The organism is Methanosarcina sp. DH2 (genome assembly GCF_020804225.1).
Lineage (GTDB): Archaea > Halobacteriota > Methanosarcinia > Methanosarcinales > Methanosarcinaceae > Methanosarcina.
In genome coordinates this window covers 1-19,048 of the sequence record NZ_WJBI01000020.1, presented here as the reverse complement: position 1 = coordinate 19,048, position 19,048 = coordinate 1, and the positions used below count along the sequence as shown (strand labels likewise).

Annotated in this window: 16 protein-coding genes; 7 read left to right on the top strand and 9 right to left on the bottom strand. The window is 36.1% G+C overall.

The annotated features are described in order from the left end of the window. Positions 1 to 27: 27 nt before the first annotated feature. The 3 genes from FXV91_RS17485 (at position 28) to FXV91_RS17475 (ending at position 3,683) form a co-directional block, all read left to right on the top strand. Positions 28 to 933, top strand: a complete 906-nt coding sequence (locus FXV91_RS17485) for a hypothetical protein (protein WP_229391998.1) — start codon at positions 28 to 30, stop codon at positions 931 to 933. After that, positions 930 to 2,156, top strand: coding sequence for a CRISPR-associated endonuclease Cas1 (gene cas1 / locus FXV91_RS17480; RefSeq protein WP_229391997.1), 1,227 nt, complete (start codon positions 930 to 932; stop codon positions 2,154 to 2,156). The genes FXV91_RS17485 and cas1 overlap by 4 nt, the downstream gene beginning before the upstream one ends. A gap of 519 nt (positions 2,157 to 2,675) precedes the next feature. After that, entirely contained in the window at positions 2,676 to 3,683 is a 1,008-nt protein-coding gene (locus FXV91_RS17475) for a hypothetical protein (RefSeq protein ID WP_229391995.1), read from the top strand. Positions 3,684 to 4,229: 546 nt separating this feature from the next. On the opposite strand, the gene FXV91_RS17470 is transcribed toward FXV91_RS17475, so the two are convergent. From FXV91_RS17470 to FXV91_RS20040, 4 genes are all read right to left on the bottom strand, one after another. After that, positions 4,230 to 5,003, bottom strand: a complete 774-nt coding sequence (locus FXV91_RS17470) for a hypothetical protein (RefSeq protein ID WP_229391993.1) — start codon at positions 5,001 to 5,003, stop codon at positions 4,230 to 4,232. A gap of 1,042 nt (positions 5,004 to 6,045) precedes the next feature. Next, positions 6,046 to 6,408 carry an N-acetyltransferase gene (locus tag FXV91_RS17465; RefSeq protein WP_255680695.1) on the bottom strand — a complete coding sequence of 121 codons (363 nt, stop codon included), beginning with the start codon at positions 6,406 to 6,408 and terminating at the stop codon, positions 6,046 to 6,048. 2,711 nt (positions 6,409 to 9,119) lie between these two features. Then, the gene (locus tag FXV91_RS20050; RefSeq protein ID WP_255680694.1) at positions 9,120 to 9,398 is read right to left on the bottom strand and encodes a hypothetical protein; all 279 of its coding nucleotides are present in this window, start codon (positions 9,396 to 9,398) and stop codon (positions 9,120 to 9,122) included. A 121-nt stretch (positions 9,399 to 9,519) separates the two neighbouring features. Beyond that, positions 9,520 to 9,675 carry a CRISPR-associated endonuclease Cas1 gene (locus tag FXV91_RS20040; RefSeq protein ID WP_345945537.1) on the bottom strand — a complete coding sequence of 52 codons (156 nt, stop codon included), beginning with the start codon at positions 9,673 to 9,675 and terminating at the stop codon, positions 9,520 to 9,522. 304 nt (positions 9,676 to 9,979) lie between these two features. On the opposite strand from FXV91_RS20040, the gene FXV91_RS17455 reads away from it, so the two are divergent. Then, positions 9,980 to 10,333 (top strand): DUF1036 domain-containing protein, encoded by a 354-nt coding sequence (locus tag FXV91_RS17455; protein ID WP_229391989.1) that lies wholly within the window; start codon positions 9,980 to 9,982, stop codon positions 10,331 to 10,333. A 45-nt stretch (positions 10,334 to 10,378) separates the two neighbouring features. Here FXV91_RS17455 and FXV91_RS17450 read toward each other — a convergent pair whose 3' ends face one another. Both FXV91_RS17450 and FXV91_RS20035 read right to left on the bottom strand, forming a co-directional pair. Then, positions 10,379 to 10,612 carry a hypothetical protein gene (locus FXV91_RS17450; protein ID WP_229391988.1) on the bottom strand — a complete coding sequence of 78 codons (234 nt, stop codon included), beginning with the start codon at positions 10,610 to 10,612 and terminating at the stop codon, positions 10,379 to 10,381. Between the two features lie 511 nt (positions 10,613 to 11,123). After that, positions 11,124 to 11,252, bottom strand: coding sequence for a hypothetical protein (locus FXV91_RS20035; protein WP_255680693.1), 129 nt, complete (start codon positions 11,250 to 11,252; stop codon positions 11,124 to 11,126). Between the two features lie 251 nt (positions 11,253 to 11,503). Here FXV91_RS20035 and FXV91_RS17445 point away from each other — a divergent pair, with 251 nt between their 5' ends. Together FXV91_RS17445 and FXV91_RS17440 are read left to right on the top strand one after the other, a co-directional pair. Further along, the gene (locus FXV91_RS17445; RefSeq protein ID WP_229391986.1) at positions 11,504 to 11,800 is read left to right on the top strand and encodes a hypothetical protein; all 297 of its coding nucleotides are present in this window, start codon (positions 11,504 to 11,506) and stop codon (positions 11,798 to 11,800) included. Beyond that, positions 11,797 to 12,807 carry an erythromycin esterase family protein gene (locus tag FXV91_RS17440; protein ID WP_229391983.1) on the top strand — a complete coding sequence of 337 codons (1,011 nt, stop codon included), beginning with the start codon at positions 11,797 to 11,799 and terminating at the stop codon, positions 12,805 to 12,807. The genes FXV91_RS17445 and FXV91_RS17440 overlap by 4 nt, the downstream gene beginning before the upstream one ends. Positions 12,808 to 13,265: 458 nt before the next feature. On the opposite strand, the gene FXV91_RS17435 is transcribed toward FXV91_RS17440, so the two are convergent. Further along, positions 13,266 to 14,000, bottom strand: coding sequence for a DUF192 domain-containing protein (locus FXV91_RS17435; protein ID WP_229391980.1), 735 nt, complete (start codon positions 13,998 to 14,000; stop codon positions 13,266 to 13,268). A 173-nt stretch (positions 14,001 to 14,173) separates the two neighbouring features. On the opposite strand from FXV91_RS17435, the gene tnpB reads away from it, so the two are divergent. After that, positions 14,174 to 15,289: an IS200/IS605 family element RNA-guided endonuclease TnpB gene (tnpB, locus tag FXV91_RS17430; protein ID WP_229391978.1), complete on the top strand. Its 1,116-nt coding sequence runs from the start codon at positions 14,174 to 14,176 to the stop codon at positions 15,287 to 15,289. A gap of 330 nt (positions 15,290 to 15,619) precedes the next feature. Here tnpB and FXV91_RS17425 read toward each other — a convergent pair whose 3' ends face one another. Then, complete coding sequence (locus FXV91_RS17425) at positions 15,620 to 17,815, bottom strand: PGF-pre-PGF domain-containing protein (RefSeq protein WP_229391976.1); 2,196 nt, start codon at positions 17,813 to 17,815, stop codon at positions 15,620 to 15,622. A 412-nt stretch (positions 17,816 to 18,227) separates the two neighbouring features. Continuing rightward, a complete protein-coding gene (locus tag FXV91_RS20300) occupies positions 18,228 to 18,311 on the bottom strand; it encodes a hypothetical protein (RefSeq protein ID WP_345945536.1) in 84 nt (27 codons plus the stop codon). Positions 18,312 to 19,048: the final 737 nt, after the last annotated feature.

Genomic DNA, 19,048 nt, shown 5'->3' with positions numbered 1-19,048 from the left:
TCATATAACCAAATAAATGAGGTAAATATGATAAAAATTGAGGTAGATTTTGAGACTGAAGTTATTGATTACTTATCTGAAAAAGGTCATGTAAGAAGGGGGCAACTGATAAAATATCTCATAGAAAGTCATCCTGGTGATAGAGGGTACAGCAAAAAGAGTATTGAGAGAAAGCTAGCAAATATGCATAAAGCAGAATTGATTTTGATTCTAAAGGACCTTCAAGATCTCGAAAAACATGGGATTGAGAAAGAAGATGGAAAGGCATCTTATGTATTTGCCAAGAATTCTATCGAGAGAACGAGGCATATTGATACTATTTTTAACCTTCTCAAAACAGGGGATGAGATTGATAAAAAAATGGTGCTGGATGAAATCAAAAGATATGAGAAAAGATATGTTTTGAATCCGAGTCAACTCGATCTTTTGGTATTAAATTTAGACAATAAGGATACTTGTTTGATAGATAACCTACTTGAAATTCTTTATAAGCACATCATTGATAAGGGAATCAAGCCAGGGAATAAAACAATTTTGCTGGAAAAGTTAAGGGATTTGTTAGAAAGATATCCAGAAGAACATAAGAAACATACAATGTTAAGGCGGCGTGTTATCTGGCTACTTGGATTTTACAATGATAAGGCTATTATTGAACAGTTAAAAAAAGATGTCGAAGCAGGTATATTATCAAGACAGAAAGGAGATTATTGGAACTGGTCCACAGTTAGAGTAATTGAAGAAGGCAGAACAGAGTTATTTTATCTAGAAAATAGGCTGAGAAAAGAAGGGAACATAGAAACAGCCGATGCCTTAGCTGAAATTAGGAACCAAGCCGAAATTTTGAGTGAAAAACCGATAGATCCGAATGAACCTAGGGAGGCTGCAATTAGCAGTCTAGGCCAAATACCAAATCTTAGGGGGATTAAAAAATGAAACTTCTGTTATTGGCTGGGTATGGTATAGATATGCATGTTGAGGGGGGTAAACTTCACATTAAAGAAGGAGGTTCCTTGATAGAGGATGAACCTCAGAAATACGTTTTCTTTCCAAAAAGAATAGATATTGATAGCATTGTCATTTATGGAAGAAGCGGAAACATAACCCTGGATGCTATTAGATGGTTGATTAAACACAATGTCCAGATTTCTATCCTTAATTGGGATGGCAAACTCTTAACAACAATGCTTCCTCCTGAAAGTACCAATGTAAAAACAAAGTTTGCTCAATATCATGCTTTTGAAGATCAGGAAAAAAGGCTTGAGATTGCAAAAAAGTTTATTGAGGCCAAGTTTAATAAATCTCAGGTGGTTCTTGATTATCTTAAACTAAGATATCCAGAAATCAATTTTGATGTTTCAGATGAACTCAAAAAATTAGAAGAGGCCAGAACCATTAGAGAGGTTATGGGGGTTGAGGGAGGTTTGGCCTGGAAATACTGGAATGAGTTTTCAAAAGCCATCCCTAAAAAATATGATTTTTGTTCTAGAATAGACCAGTACAGGCGGCCTATGGGTTCAGGGGATAGGGTTAACACAATGCTGAATTATGGGTACGCTCTGCTTGAATCTGAGTGTCTAAGGGTCATAAACACTGTGGGGTTAGACCCTCATGTGGGTTTTCTGCACGAGATGAACCCTAGCAAGAACAGTTTAGCTTATGACCTTCAGGAGCCTTTCAGGTTCCTTGTGGACCTAGCAGTTATTAACCTGGTAGAAAGTGGTACAATTGATAAGAAAGACTTTATCACAACTGAGAATTACAACCTGAGGTTAAGGGGTTCAGGGGCCAAGAAAGTAGTTAATGAGTTCTCTAACATGCTGAACCAGGCCGTAGGTTATGGGGATAAACAGACCTCTTGGGGGCCTACCCTGCTCTTAAAGGTCAGGGGGTTAGCTCACTACCTGGCAGGGAAAACAAAAGAACTTGATTTTGTTAACCCTGAGTTTGGAGGTCAAAGGGTTGATTCCTACGAAATAAGGCAAAAGATCCTGAGTATTTCTTATTATGATTGGAAAAAGTTGGGGTTTTCTAAGGGGACTCTGCATTACATGAAGCAAAACGCAAAAAGCGATAAGCCATTTAGTCTTAACAGCCATGTTTTAGAGAGGGTTAGGGCTTGGGAACACTTGGTTCAGGAGGGTCAGGTTAACCCCTAAAGTCGGTTTATTTATAGGCACTCTATGAACAGATAGCAGAAAGGAAGAGCAGATAGGCAAGCTTAGTGAAGCACACAGAAGCAAGAGAAAGAGCACAAGGAAGAGAAAATGAACTCGTCAGCAGCCTAGGAGAGGAGCATATAGTCCAAGAAGAGAAGGTGATAGGTTTTATACACAAGCCCTAAGAAAAGCCAACAAGGAAGTCAGGAAAAGCATACACAAGGAAGAGGGGGAGCTCTGATTAAGAAGTTGTGTAAAAACTGCAATCAGCCTTTCAAGACTTCGAATTCCAGAAAAGAAACATGTAGTTATAAGTGCAGGGTTGCTTATTCTTGAAGAAAAAATAATTTAATATGAAACTTTTACCTGTTACCAAGGATAAACACATGGTGTAAGATCTAGTGAAGTCCTGTGTTTTCAATTTAATCTAATATCTTTCAAACTGATAAAATATTATTTTTGCACCATGACCAACAAGTATCCCCAAACTTCAATATATATTACATAATAATTTAAAGTATGAAAAATATTGCCATCATTGATAATGGTGTAGATATTTGTAGAATAGTTCCATTATGTAAAGGAGAATATCCTGAATTTAAATTCAGTTTACTCGGAAACAATTTTTTAGCTAAATCATGGGAGTTAGGGCAAAAAACACCACAGATTATTGATTCTATTAAATCTAAAGCTGAAATAACGTATCATTCGTCAAAAAAGAAGGATTTAATTGCCCAAAAGAAGGATCAGGATCCAATTGTTCACATAAAATACCTAGATAACAAATCCGATGTCTGTTTATGTAAAAACAATTCTTCAAAATATAGAAACATCTCTTCAAAGATAATAGACATTAAACTAGATACCTGCTTTCCTCTACCGCTATGCAAATTAGAAGTGAAAGAGGGTAACAAAAAGATATATAAAAAAAAGGAACATGATAATATTTTTGATTTTGGAAATCTCATTTATAAAGGAGAGCCGTTATCATCTTCCGACTTTAGCTTAAGCGATTTTCCTAAATTTAACGTCGTTGAAATATATATCACTTCAAAAGAGTACACTGAAGATTTCATGAATATTTGGCCTAATTACGATATGTTGTGGCAATGTACAACAATTGATTATCTTATAAATGGACCCGAATTAAGTGAGGTTTATTTGAATAAATTAAAATTTGGGCCTCAATTGTCACATTGCGCTGACATTTCTTTTGATCAATTTAATGTATTGTATAAGCCTTATTATAACGAAAACATAAAAGAAAACTCAATTACTTTCTACGAAAATCATAGTTATATTGCACTTTTAGCTACATCTCGGATACAATTGATTGATATGCATACTAAAGAGAAACTCTCAGCAATTGACTATGCATTTGCTTTTGATTTAGAGTGGCAGTTGAAAAAAGGGATTTCCAGACAAGAAACAGATAAGAGATACAGAAAGTTCAAAGAAATGGTCAATATAGTAAAAGATCTAGATCTAGATAATCGCAAGTATGTATTTTGTATGCCTCAAGTATAAGTTTTTAAACCTGGTTTAAAGGATATCAACTATTGATTTTCAACGAACTCTTCATAAAAGTTATCTTATCGATTTGTTACTATTTTCCAAATAATCCTCAAAATACTAAATAAGTTCACCCTTCTAAAACTATCGTTTTTTACTAATCTTCATAATAAGCTTTTATGAACTTCTCTGTTTGATAGTATATGGGAATATACAATAATTGACCGATAACCATGTAAATGCAAAAAAGCATAAAGAAAAATATAGGCGTTTTTTTATTATGCATATTGACATTGAAAACTAAACGTAACAAATCCTTATGTTTTGTCAAAACATCAAGATTTTTGCTGTCTCTCGATATGGATCTAGGCTGCAGCAAGACTAAGATGCTGCAGGTAAGAAGATTGAACTAAAAAATGAAAATTCTTACCCTATGTATTTGAAATTATAATCGCTCTATATAATATAAGAATATTCTTACTTCCTTCGAAGAGTAACAGCGCAAATAAAAAAATAGTAGATTTTACCAATTAATCTCAACACAATAGTAATACATAGAACTCATATCCATTTCAATCTATAAGCAATGTATGTTGTTATTAAGGTTGAAAACATTCCAAATAAAAAAGGGACCAGATTTGCTTTTATCTGAGCACTAATCCATAAAAAAAACTCATTTATCTGATCATTATATTCAGGAGAATCAAATCTTACATGCATTTCTCTATATACCTTATTTTTTAGCCCAATAAAGTAAACTCCTAGAAATCCCAGCAAAGCAATTTGAAGTATAAGTGATTCAACACCATGTAACTGTTTATAAATCAAAAAGAAATACTCAATCAATAAGATAAATAAACCAATGAAACTTACAGCTGACCATCCAAAAAAGTAATTTAAATAACTTTCTCTTTTCCTCAATAAATTATTTACACGTGACTGCATACCCGCAGCCAATGTTGGATAATACTCTCTTGTAATACCAAGCTTTGCCTCAGTCTGATTAAGCTCAAACTTTCCAATGCATGTTACTTCGAAAAAGCCTTTTTCTTTTAAAGTTCTTTCTTTATTATTTATGTCGTACATTAGAATAGTAATGGAAATACTTTTTACATCATTATGTTCATTTAAAATTTTTTCAAGTCCTTCTTTCGTTTTGATTTTCCTATGCTCTCCAATGGATGTTTTTATTGTCATATCCACACAAAAAGAAGTATTGTCTATCTTCAAAGAATATGTTTCATGAAATATACTAAAGAGCTCAAGGATATCGCTTTTTTTGAGTCTTAGAAGTTTATACTTCTCTGTGTTAGGATTAAGTATGGTCTCGTACATGCAAAGCTCTTTTTTATAGCCTTTTAGAAAGTTTCTCTAGTTTAATACACTGTTTTTATACATACTGTAAGATTCTCTATATGATTTTTGAATTTAGAGAGTTTTGTCTGATTTTGTTTGTTATCGGTTTTTAAAATAAGCATTAATCTTCCTTTTTTTCCTGCAAATCTTAAAGTGTATTAAACTATATCCATTTTATTTGTTAAAAAAATTAATCGTCCTATCAATCTGCAGCTATTTGAATCAAAATTATTATTTTTAAAATCAGTTTGTTAAAATTCATATAAGAGGTTTTTTACTCTTATATACCAATCATAAGGGAATTTTAGAGAATTGTCAGACTTAATGTATTATATGTTAATCTCTTTCTTCTGTCTATTTTTGCTTGAATTTCCTGGAATGTTTTCATTGAAACCTTTGTAAAAGGTTGATCTCTTGTTATATAAATTATGTGTAATGTTTTACAGATTTGTTTTGTCACATGTTGATCTAATTATTATACTTATGAGAAAATATCCTCTAAAATTAATAGTTCCTGTGTATACTACAGGTTGACTATTTTTTAATAATAGAGTCTTGGGTATTGCAGAATAGAAAAGAAGAATTTGACATTTTAGATATGCATTGTAGAAAACAAAAATTACTTTTTATTTGAGGCAACTTTCCAAAATAAGAGGTTGTGCATAACTCATGCAAAAGCGTACAAAAAATTCGAGATACCTATATCCCCGCATCTGTTTTTGTTAACTCTATTCTGAGAATATATATCTACACAGTTGATATTTTGAACAACTATTTTGGACAACTGAAGGTAAGCAGTTTTTTTAAAGTAAAAATTGGTTAAGTAATTCCTGCTTCTCTTGGAGGTCTATTTTTAAACTAAAAATCTTTTTCCTCCTTTCCTTCGAAAATCCTTTTATTCTTACACATTTGTATTTAAATCTTAACTGTTTCGGTTCTGTGAAGTCTCAATTGACCGATCGTTAGTAGTTTTGGTTAATGGTTTTGATAACTATCCTGTTTTCTGGAGGAAAATTAGAGATTACTGAGTCCATTTCTCCAGGTCTAATCTCAGGAACAATCTGTCGCGCCCCTGTCCATATTCATTTTTGCGGTATTCTATAAATTCAAATCCAAATTTATCACAATAAATATGCCGGGCCCGCGAATTGTCCGGATCAACAGTTAAAACAACGGTAGAGATTCCGTCATTTTTCAGATGTAATAGGGATTGTAACATAAGATGGTATCCGTGTCCTTTTCCTTGACTTTCTCCTTCTATTGCTATCTCCACCAGATAAGCAATTTCTGGATTATCCCATGCTCTCATAAATATAGCAAAACCTTTCAAGGAATTACAGGTAAAGAGACCGAAAACGTGTCCAAATCGGATAAAAGGTACCAATGACCAGTTACTAAGTAAATTCTCATTGAATGCATCAGAATCAATTTTAAATATTGTCTCTATATTTTTTTCGTTTTTCTGAATTAATCTAACATCAAGTTCTTGCTCGTTTACATTGTTAATAAGCCCAACTCCTTAATTACGTGCTCCTATCCAAATAATTCATTTTCGATCTTTGCCCATGTTCAATCGTGCTTGATTTTGTATCTCAAGTTCATACAGTCCCATAATTACTCAAAGTACCCAAATCAATTCTGGCATATATATCCTGTTTGGAAAATTTAAATATACTATCATACTATCAAAAGCTCTCTCATATTTTTCTATTTTTTTCTGGATAACAGATAAACTCCGCTTAACTTTTACGAGTACATTCATTACAGCAACCCGAGATAAGAATGAATTAGGGGTAACAGGTAAACTCCGCTTAACTTTCAAGAGTACAGTACAAATTTTGGGAAATTATTCAAAAGGCTGTATCTTATTTCAATTACTTAAAAAGCACTTACGAACAGATTATGCGAGGGTTATTTGCCAGGCCGAACATGATTGGATTAAGGTTTTATTAAAGGAATTCGCAGGTCCGAATTCTATCCATCTAATTTTTTAAAAGGGATATGGTACTGGTAACTCGAATTTTTTGTGTAGTAATGCAAAATTTTTGTACAGCCATTATTTTTTGTAAATGCCATAGACAAAATTAACTTCTCTTTTGATACCAATAAGGAGTCATAAACTGATTCATTTCCATTTATTTCATGATTATATTCTGAATTTATGGAATATTGCATTATTTTTAAGTATTTTCAATTTAGCCTCAAGTGCCATTCATAGGAGGAACTAGACCGGGATTAATGTGCTGAGAATTGGCGTCAATGTAATTGTCTTAATGTGGCCAACAGTCTTGTCAACAAATTTGCCATTCATTAGATTTTTACTCAATAAAAGATGAACGTAATTCTTGATATCTGTCATTATTGCCGATAGTAGAAGGCGCTAAATTATTTTATTTAATGATTTAATTAGAAAAGGGATTAATTAAGAAGCAAATTTTAGTTTAGAGTGAACTCTACTAATAATCTATTCTCCTCGTTCTTTTTATTCCACTTATATATAACAAATTCATAAAGATAAAGATAAATACAACTGACACAGCCAAAGCGATGATATTATGCCGGGATAGATAGTGATAAGACGGATTTTGTAGTCCGAATTCCACCCCTCGCACCAAATTCATGGGTTATAGGTAAGTCAAAAAAACGCAACGCATGTTTAAGGGTCATGCACAATCCCTGTTTTTCATAAAGTTGCCCTAACAAGAATAACAAAAAAAACATTTATAATTACAAGAATCTTTTATAAAAAGTCTCATTCTTTCTGATGAATAAATAAAACCAGAAAGTAGTAATTTTTTCAGCATAACTAATAACTTTTCATATTATTGTATTTTACAGGATTTTTGGTATTCCATCCTTGTTTTAGTATATTTTGCTCTTGAATCTCTAAAGCATAATCTGTCAATACGATCCCATACAACAACCCATAAAAATTTAGCATAAGAGAAAGGATAATACACCCAAAAAACCAATTTCTTGAAAAGCGATAGATTTCTATAGTCGTCTACCAACATAGATTCGCTTAGAAACCCTCTCCAGACAAGAGATTTTTGCATATGTTTCCTTCGCTTGAACATATGACCTATTATGAATAAGAAGGTACAAGCGATTGCAAATAGTCTTTTAGTCATATTTTTCACCCCAACGACTCAATAAACTTAATAATAATAGGTTAACAGGAAAATGCATTAAAAGCAACACATTTCTTACAGATCGTATCTTAACCGAATATAAATGATATCTTTTTAAAATTATACTTTCTTTCTTCCCTTTTTCTTTCGTACATACCGTAAAACCCCATAAGAACAGCCTAACAGAAGCATAATCTTAAGGGGTTTCTCACCTGCTTTAAGGAGTTCTTCGATTTTTTCATGATCGAATTTTGGTTTCTGACCTTTCCTTTTTGGAGTAAATTGGTGGCTCATTAAGATTTCACCTCTTCATACAATTTACTGTATTTTCAAGCCTACGGGGGCTGGTCATTTACAGGTTCAACTGTAGCTGAAAAAATTCTTTAGCTTCCATAGACTTGACAGAAGCTCAAGAAAGTTGAAAAAAATCACTTAGCAGTCCCATATTATCCTTCCCCACACTTAAGCATATTATAACAAAAATATAAAAGCCTTTCATATTAATTATTAATTTAAACTATTAATATTCCATGTATACAAGAACAAAAAATGTACGCTACTGAAAAATATCCACATCACTGTTTTTTAGGAAGTTGTCCTAATAAAATTAGTTCTTTTCTATAAAGTCAGATTATAGTCAACTCATGAATTAATTGCACTTTTAATTTGTTCATCAAATAATTTAATCCAATTGTTAGCAAAAGATTTTAATTTAGCTAACTTGGTATATTCCTTTTTAATCAATTTTCCGGGTTGCGTAACCGATTCAATGAATTCTTTTAAAATTTTCTTCCTGACATTTTTCCATATAAATTCAATTGGGTTTAAGTCAGATGATATGGTGGCAGGAATACAAATATTATATCCAATTGTTCTGCCTTTCTGACTGTAATATCTGCATTATATGTTTTTGAGTTATCCAGTACAACTATAGGATCATACTCATTTTCTTCTTTTATTCTTTCTAAAAATTCACATACATCTTTTGCCTTATGTCATAGGAATCAATTCTCTCAATCTCATACTCAGGCTTAACAAAATCCAGTTTTTCCTTTTTGCTTGTGAGGTAATGGGCTAACCCCTTTACCTTCAGAAAAATAACATAACTCCAGGTACTTTCTTTTCCCTGATAACTTACCTTTTTATTCAGCGTATTGGAAAACTCATTAACAATCTTCCTGACTCCTGTAGGCTTTAGCCTGAGATTGTAATTTTCTGTCCTTAGGAAATCCTTAGTTTCCATAACCCCACTTTCAACCAGGCCGATAACAGACAGATCTACAGGGAACCTGAAAGATTCCTGAAAGATTCCTGAAAGTCATAGGCTAAGCTGTTTTTGCTTGGGGTCATTTCATACAAGAACCCTACATGAGCTCCAGACCCACAGAATTAACGGCTCTAAGGCATTCGGATTCAAGCAGAGAATAGCCATAATTCAGCATGGTGTTCACCATATACCCAGGTCCTGCAGATCTTCTGTACTGATCTATCCTGGAACAAAAAACATATTCCTTTGGAATAGCCTTTGAAAACTCGTTCCAGTACTTACAGGCTAATTCCCCTCTATTCCTATAAGATCCCTGATGCCTTTTCCGTCAGCCCCGGTCAGCTTTGAGGGTATCTAAGCTGCCAGGCATCACTACTTTGGTTACTACCTTTACTCAGAATTTATTTTTCTGCTATTTTTATATTAAAATCAACAGTTTTTATAATAATTGATGTATAAAATGTATTTAAATAAAATTTGATTATAAAAGGGTAAACTATAACCCAACAGAAAAAAAATGACCGATGCTCGACAAGTATCATTAGGGGAGAGAGACAATGAATGTTAATATTCGTAATAACTATATTGCAAAAGTGGCAGTTGTTGTTGCGTACTTCGATCCGGGTTTATGCAGAGGAAATGGTGACTGGCACGTAATGGGGTGGTTAAACATAAATCCCGGCGAAGAGGTCTTTGCATTTTCAACTACAAGCACCACTTTCTTTATTTATGCCACTGATCTGGCAGGCCTGAATCATGTATGGCAAGGTCAGGATAAGTTTGCCAATGTCTTAAGTGAACCATTTAATTATTGCATCAACGTTGCACCACCAGGATCATGGCGTGTCGGGATGACGCTGATCTATACCGGGCAGTTGTACGAAACCTACACACAGGCTCTTTTCCCGTGAATAAAGGTGGGTTTACATCTACGACGCACGAAAAGATGAAGGATATCATGCTGCAATTTCGAAAGGATAAACTTCCTCCCATCTATCACCGATAACCGAAATGACACCTCCTTCATCTATCCTCATCTGCATTGTATCCCCTTCTAATCTAATTGTTATGATGTTTCCACTTTCGTAATAATCGCATTTGACAGGAGAAGAATTTCCATAGCATAGAAAGGCAGTACCGCAGTCATACAAAACGAGATAGTCATTTCCTGATTGGAATTTTCGTTTCATGTGGGGGATCTCCATAATTTAGAATTATTTTACACTTTATTCTTTAACCTCTTGCCCGAATTACAAGATATCGAATACTGGAATAGGCCAGACTAACTGTCGCATCGACTAAAAAAGACAAATAAGTAGTCAGAGCTGTTTTAATCCTGTAAGATGCTGACAAATTCATTTTTAAATTCCTCTGGAAGTTATGAAAGGTCTTTGCACTGTTAATGCTGTATTTCTTTATGAACTTTTTGCTATTGTTTCTTTTCTTATTTTCTTATCCTCTTTTTGCCTGGGCTGTAGTTCCTGCTCGCCATGGCTTCCAGAGGGCTCTGGCACTTCCGTCTTCTTTTTCAATCCTGTATTTTGCTAGGTCCTGATCTTATTTACATGAACAAAAAATTAGGTTTTTAGTAACTATTTCTCCTCACTTGAAGAAGAAATTCTCCTCACTTGAAGGAGAAACTTGAACATATGTCGAAAAAAACGTGTTTGATCTCAAGTTGAAGTCTTGAGATCTCTTTTATCAGGCTCCTGGAGGCTGAGAAATGAGCAGGACACGCACGGACTCGTTACTGAGGTCGAGAAGAATTTCGAGGCTCTTAAAGGCACTGTACTTGAGGGAGTTACATATGAGCCCGAAAACGAAAACCATTCAGCAGAAATAGAGGCACTCAATGAAAAAGTAATAGCACCACTTCGGAAACTTATCTTTTTATTACCTGAAATTTTGCCATTCTCCATAAGATTCTTTATTTCCCAATAGTATTTGATGAGCTGGTCACAAAACCCAGAGTTACACCCCAAAGATCCGGCACCTGAAGAATTAAAAGTCGTTGGCTTAAACGAAAAAGAATTAATGTAAAAAATGTATGAATGGTCTAATTACCAGGAGGTCTTGGGAAAATGAAAGAAAATCCATCGCTTCAGAGAAGTTTCGACCCGGTGTATACCACACTCGACGATTGGATTCTGCACGAAGCGATTCCATTCTCCGTCGATTCGTCCGAAACCTTCAACGCCTCCGTCGACACGGTCATCGCCTCACTTGACGACTCTGTGGAGCTGCTTGGCTTTGGAGAAGCACTCCACGGCGGCGAGGACATTCTTCTACTCCGCAACTGGCTCTTCCAGCGCCTAGTTGAGAAGCATGGCTACAGCGCCATTGCCATCGAGAGCAGTTTCCCCGGGCGCATATCGTGAACGAGTACGTAGCCGGTCGCGGGCCGGAATCGTATGAGGCTGTACATGAAATCGGATTTAGCCACGGTTTCGGCCGACTCGATGCGAATAGAGAACTCGTTGAGTGGATGCGGGGGTACAACGCCAATCCTTCCCATCGCGTTAAACTCCGGTTTTACGGCTTCGACAGCCCGACCGAAATGACCTGCACCGATAGTCCGCGCCAGGTCCTGCATTTTGTTCTCGATTACCTCGTCTCGATTGATAGTGTCAGCGGAAAAGAGCATCGCGAACGCATCGACCCGCTTCTTGGCATTGACTCCAATTGGGAAAATCCTGCTGCAATGATGGATCCGACAAAGTCGATAGGCCTTTCACCAGCAGCGACTGCTTTGAGAATTGAGACTGAGGATCTCATTACAGAGCTGCACGTACGCCGCCCCGAACTGGTGGCTAAGAGCGATGAAAGCCGCTATTTGGAAGCCGTGCATTATGCAATGATTGCACGGCAGTTGCTAAACTATCACGCCACATTGGCGCGAAAGTCGGAGCCAGGGAAACGGATTGTTGAAGGCCTCGGCATCCGTGAAGTGATGATGGCGGATAACCTGGAGTATATCGTTTCCCGTGAAAGTGGCAGGGGGAAAGTATTTGTCTTTGCTCACAACAGCCACCTGAAGCGCGGAAAGGCAGAATGGCAACTTGGCAATGATTTGTTAATATGGTGGCCGGTAGGATCTCACCTCAATGAGATATTCGGCTCGCGATATGCCGTCATCGGCTCTGTAGTGGGCGTTTCTGAAGCTAATGGCATCAGCCATCCCGAAGCCGGCATTCTTGAGGAGCGGCTGACTGCAGTGCCGGGGCCGGTGCGGTTCATTCCAACTCAGAGAGGTCAGGGGCTTTCAGCCTCGAAAATCGCATCTCTTCCGACTCGCTCGGGCAGTATGAAGAACATGACCTATTTCCCACTGACCCCTCAAAACCTCACCGATTTCGACTGGCTGGCTATTCTGGATTCGATGTGATACAGCCGCGGTGGACCGCAGCTACAACAGTAAAACTCTTCGATGTTCTGGCAGCCATCAGTATGGCAGGCATTCAGGTCAATGAAACTGGTGAGTGAAAAGGGGACGAAAGCGTCTCTGTTGAAATCTTTCTCGAAATGTCACGCTGAGACCTTTGAAGCATCTGGATTTCTCACCAATAGGTTCCAGGTCCTTTGTAGAGTACCGCTCAGGATGACGGTCTCCAGCGTCTTATAGAATTTTCAATAAGAAATGAAGGTACAAATAACTCACACCGAAACAAGAAATAAACTAAATTATTTTAGTAATTAAGTGAAGGGGGAAATCAATGAAATTGCCTATGCAATCAAGTTGTAATATGATCATTGTAGATAATAAAGATAATTAGTGGGATACCATTCTCCGAGAATATTTCCAAAGTGAGCCACCTGTACTTTATCCAAGCATATTGAACACACTCAAAAGGCCCATTTAAACTTCCAGAATGAGTGATAAACTACTGCACGTTTTCTAGTTAGAAAATTATCTCTCGAATTTAATAAGGTTACATTTGATGAGGCTACATTTGACGAGGTTACATTTGATGAGGTTACATAACTTATGTTTACTTTATCCCCTACATTTATACCATATTTGTCGGATAGGCCCCCATTTATTTCCAGGACATAACTGGCATTTTTCCCGGGATCGATAGATGGACAAAAATCCGGAGTACATGGCTGAGCGTTCCTCTCTATATAGACAATATCCTGGCTTGAATTAATCCAGATAATATCCAGAGGTATTAGGGTGTTTTTCATCCAGAAATAATGGTTCCCTTCTTTTTCAAAAACAAATAACATCCCTCTGTCAGGATCGAGATATTCCCGATCCATGAGTCCATACTGTCTCTGAAATTGGGTTGCTGCAATCTCGACTGAGAAGCAGCTATCCTTAATGCAAACCTGACCGGTTTCGGAGCTCTCAACTTCAGGGCTTTTTCCCGGTAGCCCCGCTCCGGTGCTGACTATGAATACAAGAATCAAGAATGTAACCAGAATCCATTGCTTATCCATTTGTACCGTCTTATTTTTTCGCTCCCTTAAATTAATAGCAAGAATATAATAAATAATTCTTCCTGCTCTGCGGGAAAATTCCGGCGGACAGTTTAACAAACTAAAAATCGGGATCTCATCGAAAAGTTTCCTGCTCAAATCTGCATTTCTGCAGTTTGCCTATTTGAACATAAATTAAAAATTTTTAACTCTAAGGCGGGAAGTCTCCTTCCTCGGAGGGCGTAGCCCGACAGGTGGGGGATGAAAGCCGTCAACTTCATTATAATAGGTTTAACGGAATTTATATATCTCTTTAAACCGTATAATATAGTATGTTAAAAGCCTATAAATACCGAATCTACCCAAATAAAAATCAAGAAGAACTAATAACTCTTCATTTTGGTGCATGTAGATTTGTCTATAATTGGGCTTTAGAACAGAAAATTAAAACTTATCAGCAAAATAATAAATCAATATCAAGGTTTGACTTACAAAGGATTTTAGTTCATGAAGTCAAACCTTCTAATGAATGGTTGAAAAAAGCTAATTCTCAGGCTCTACTTGTCTCTTTGGTAAATGTAGAATCAGCATTTACAAAATTCTTTAGAGAAAAATCTGGATTTCCCAATTTCAAATCTAAGAAAAATCCAGTACAGTCTTATCAAATACCACAACATTATACAGTAGATTTTGATAGAAATGTAATTAAGCTCCCTAAATTGGGTGAAGTTGAAGCAGTTCTTCATAGAAGATTTGAAGGGGAAATGAAAACTGCAACTATTTCAAGATCAAATACTGGAAAGTTCTTCGTATCTATTCTTGTAGATGACGGAGAAGAACCCCCTGAAAAACAAGAAATATCAGAATCAAGTACCATAGGAATTGATGTAGGTATTAAGGATTTTGCAGTTCTTTCCAATGGAGAAAAAATAGAGAATCCGAAATACCTGAAAAACTCACTTCAAAGGCTTAAAGTTCTTCAAAAAAGAGTGTCAAGAAAACAGAAAGGCTCTAAAAATAGAAATAAAGCAAGACATCATCTTGCCAAAATTCATGAGATTATTACTAGCCAGAGAACCAATTTCCAACATCAACTCTCTTTTAGATTAATAAGCGAGAACCAAGCTATAGCGTTGGAAACTCTGAATGTAAAAGGAATGCAAAAGAACCACTATCTAGCTCAATCAATATCTGATGCTGGATGGTCAAGCTTTATTACAAAACTAATGTATAAAGCTGAGTGGTACGGAAAAATAGTTTTGAGGATAGGGACGTTTGAACCATCTAGTAAGATATGTAATGTTTGCGGTTATTATAATAAAGAATTAATTTTAGAAGTGAGAGAATGGCAATGTCCTGATTGTAAAACAAAACATGACAGGGATATAAACGCCGCTATCAATATCAAAAAATTCTCTCTTCAAGATCAAAATCTAATAGTTATCTGACACCTACGGAACGTAGGGGATGGGCTTGTGGACTTGTGAACAGTAGTTCGAGGAATGAAGCAAGAAGCCCCTTCCTCGCAAATCATCAGATTTGCAGGTGGGGTAGTTCACGTTAAATTCCTATAACTTAATAATCGGATTTTTAATTTAAAAATGGTTGCTTTACTTAGTTTAAAAGAACAAAAGCTTGAAAACTTGAGCAAAAATCATACTTATCTGGAAGAGCTCTTTAAAAAGGAACTTTAAGAATCCAAAACGAACTTAAAAAAAGTAAGAAATTAGATAGTGAGGTCAATTATCCTAACTATCTAACTGCAATTTATTTTATTTTTATTCTCTATTATACAGGAACGCTCCAAATAGTCCTATAATACAGTAAATCATTTCAAATCCAGGCATACTTACGTTTTCTTTTCCAGACATACTTGCGTTTCCTGTCTGCTCAGGCTTCGTTTCAATTTCGGACCCAGTATTTCCATTGTTTTGTTCAAGATCCTGAGTGTCAGGTTCAGGTGGTATTTCAATCACAGCTTCTTTTACTGTAATCTTACCCGTTATTGCAAAGGGAGAGAATCCCGGGGTTTTGGCTGTGAAATACAGGTACGTGTCATCTTCCCCTGATAGGTCGGTTGAAAGTGGGTTCCATTTTGTATCATTGTATCTATTAAGGGTGATAGAAGACTGGTCGATCTTTTTATCCTGTATCCAGGCCTTTTCAACCTTAACACAGACGACCGGATTTTCTATAGTATTTGAGGTTCCATATCCACCGTTTCCAACCCAGAGATTAAAGAATTTATATACATCATCTGAAGGTAGGTCTGAAACCAGAGTAGATTTATTTTTCAGCACCTCTACAATGGCTGTTGTCTTACCAACTGTTTTTTTTGCATCAAAGCTTACAGAAACTACGCAGGTTGCATTATTTGTAAAATCAAACTTTACAGCTTTCCCGTTTGTGATGAAGACCTGGGAAAGTTCCTTTACTTCAATGTTTCTAGAATGTTCAGGGGAACCACCGCCGCCGCCGCTTCCACCACTGCTGCTGTGGCTACTACCTCCATTGCTGTCACTACCGTCACTACTGTCACTGCTGTCGCTGCTGTCACTATCATCACTGTTATCACTGTTGTTTTCACTACTATTGTTTGAAATATTCAATTCTGATTTTGAGGCATATCTTGTATTCCCATCATGACCTATGTTGATCCTGTTTCCGTTTGGTTCCGGTTCGTTAGAATAATCCGATAAAGAATATCCGGCATCGATGCATGGGGAACTTATACTGTCATTCACCCAACTGCTCCCATTCCAGCGACCTGTTTTTGACTTCAGGTGGTAGTCGTGTTTATCCCTGTCTGCATATTGAGGATCTGTTGTTATATCCGAAAGTGATGCCTGAACACCTGCATAATCGCTACCTGTATTGTTATAGAAAGAGTTATTTTGCAGGACAAAGGAGTGTGTGTCTGTAAGCAGGTTATATATTCCATACCCTTTTCCTCCGCCTGCTGATATGCGAGTATTCGTTATTATGTTATTTCTTACTGTAATTACATACCCTGAGCCAGTCGGAGCCAAGAAATATGCATTATTCTGCACAATACCAGCCCCATATGCACCATCAATCACGTTGTTTTCAATTAGAGCATTGAATCCATTGGATAAGATTCCGCCTATCACTTTGCTGCTTGAATCAGTTCCTGTATCATAGATCTGGTTATGGTGGACGTGGATATTTGCAGATGATGTAGGATAAGATCCTGATCCGAAAATAAAGATTCCTGAAAGCGCAGTGTTGTATATTACGTTATTATATACCTCAATATCATCCATTGCGGAATCCGATCCATCCTTCTGGATTTCAATTCCTGCACCTCCTGAATTCTCGGAGGTAATAGTGTTATTATAGAAACTTGCGTGGTTTGTATTATACAATCTCAGTCCACTATTCGTTCTACAGGTTATTGTATTGTTATAGGCTTCCACGTTTGAACAGTCAATGGCATATAGAGCATCATGCCCTAACGAATATATTTTATTATTATAGGATTTCACATTAGAACAATTGTTAGTCTTTAAGCCATCTCCGTGGTTATTGGTCAGATACATATTATACACACTTATATTCTGGCAATCGCTCAAGTGGATAAGGTTGTAATAGCCTCCTCCGCTTATCACATTGGTATTTTCTCCTCGATTTCCATCAATAGTAAAACCGCGTATAGTAATGTTCATACTGTTGAAACTTTTTTCCTTAATCAATGGTTTAGTGGATGACCAACGAGCATTCCTTGCTAGCTTTATTGTTGCATTGGAATCTCCTTCAAGGATTGTGTTACTACTAATCTGAAGAGTATCATCTATAACGTATGTGAAAGGCCCCTTGAGGTAGACCGTTGTATATTCTAAGTTTCCGGCAACATATGTAAGAGCCTCGTTAATTTGTACTTGGTCGTTATCTCCAGAACAGTTGAAATCGCCACTGCCGTCTCCCGCAACGTAAACTACTGGTGCAGGTGTCATACACAGAACATCAGGAACACATGTAAGTATAAAGAAGCCTGTAAAAAAAAATATTTTTAACATTCGATTCAACAACTCTATCACCCGTAGAAACTCTATCACCCGTAAATCATCTGCACCTTGGATTCGTATTTTACTGGTTCCTCAATTCAACTGCGCAAATCCTAAAAAAGTCTCAAATCTAACTGGAGATTAAATCATAAATAGGGACTCTTAAAAGATTCAATATATCTCTGTCGATCTAATCTCCAGTAAAATACCTAATGTATATCTTACCCTCTCGAATTCAGTAGGAGTTCTCCTGGTCATGAGATAAGTAAATATTTCAGGTTCAGCTTTCTTTTCCTTGAAACATTTGTTTCAATGTTCTCAGTGGATTTACCTTCATGTTTTATTGTCCTTATTTTTTCAATTATTGAAGATGAAAACTGTAATATTCTTCGATGTCTTTCCTGTGTCCCCAGATATCTCTTTCGAGCAGCTGGATCCTCTGCATCAGAAGGGACATTTCTATGGATCTTGAAACCATATTCCTGTAAAATTAAGGTAATTAGATCCTTATTTCGGACAGGTTTCAACCAATCCATAGATATCCTTGTAGAAGGCCTGAAAGCAGGTGAACAATACACCATCAGGTTAGGTGTAAAGATTTGAGTTAAATGTAAAGATTTTATCTCTTGAGCTAATCACTCTAATTTTTATGTTTTTCCTTTACTGGAAAATTTTGTTAGATTTTTACTTTAATATAACTACTTTGCACTTACTATAAATATTTATTCAGTTTAAATATCAATCATGCACAAAAAAACAAGGACTTGTCTGAGTATAAGGAAAAAGAAAAAAAGAAAAAGAAAAAAGAAAAAGAAAAAAAGAAAAAGAAAAAGGTTTTTAACACGCCATAGAGATAGAAATTATGAACGTAAATTATCCAGTTTATGATCGCTTGTATACGTTATGTTTACAGAAATTAGCCTAAAGTTTGAATAATAAACAGAGGTCTTTATTGTTTCCCTTTTTTCGTTAATACTTGCTAGCCGTGAACTACCCCGCCCTGCCTGATGGCGAGGACGGAGCTTCCTTCGAGTAATTACGTCACCTGGATATTTGCAGTAATGCAATTATCCATCTGTAACCCTGTTTGTCGAAGATTATCAGAAAACTTCTGATAGCTTGTCCATAAAGCATTTTGTGATAAGAACCGTTTCATGATGTTGATAGCACTATTTCTATCCC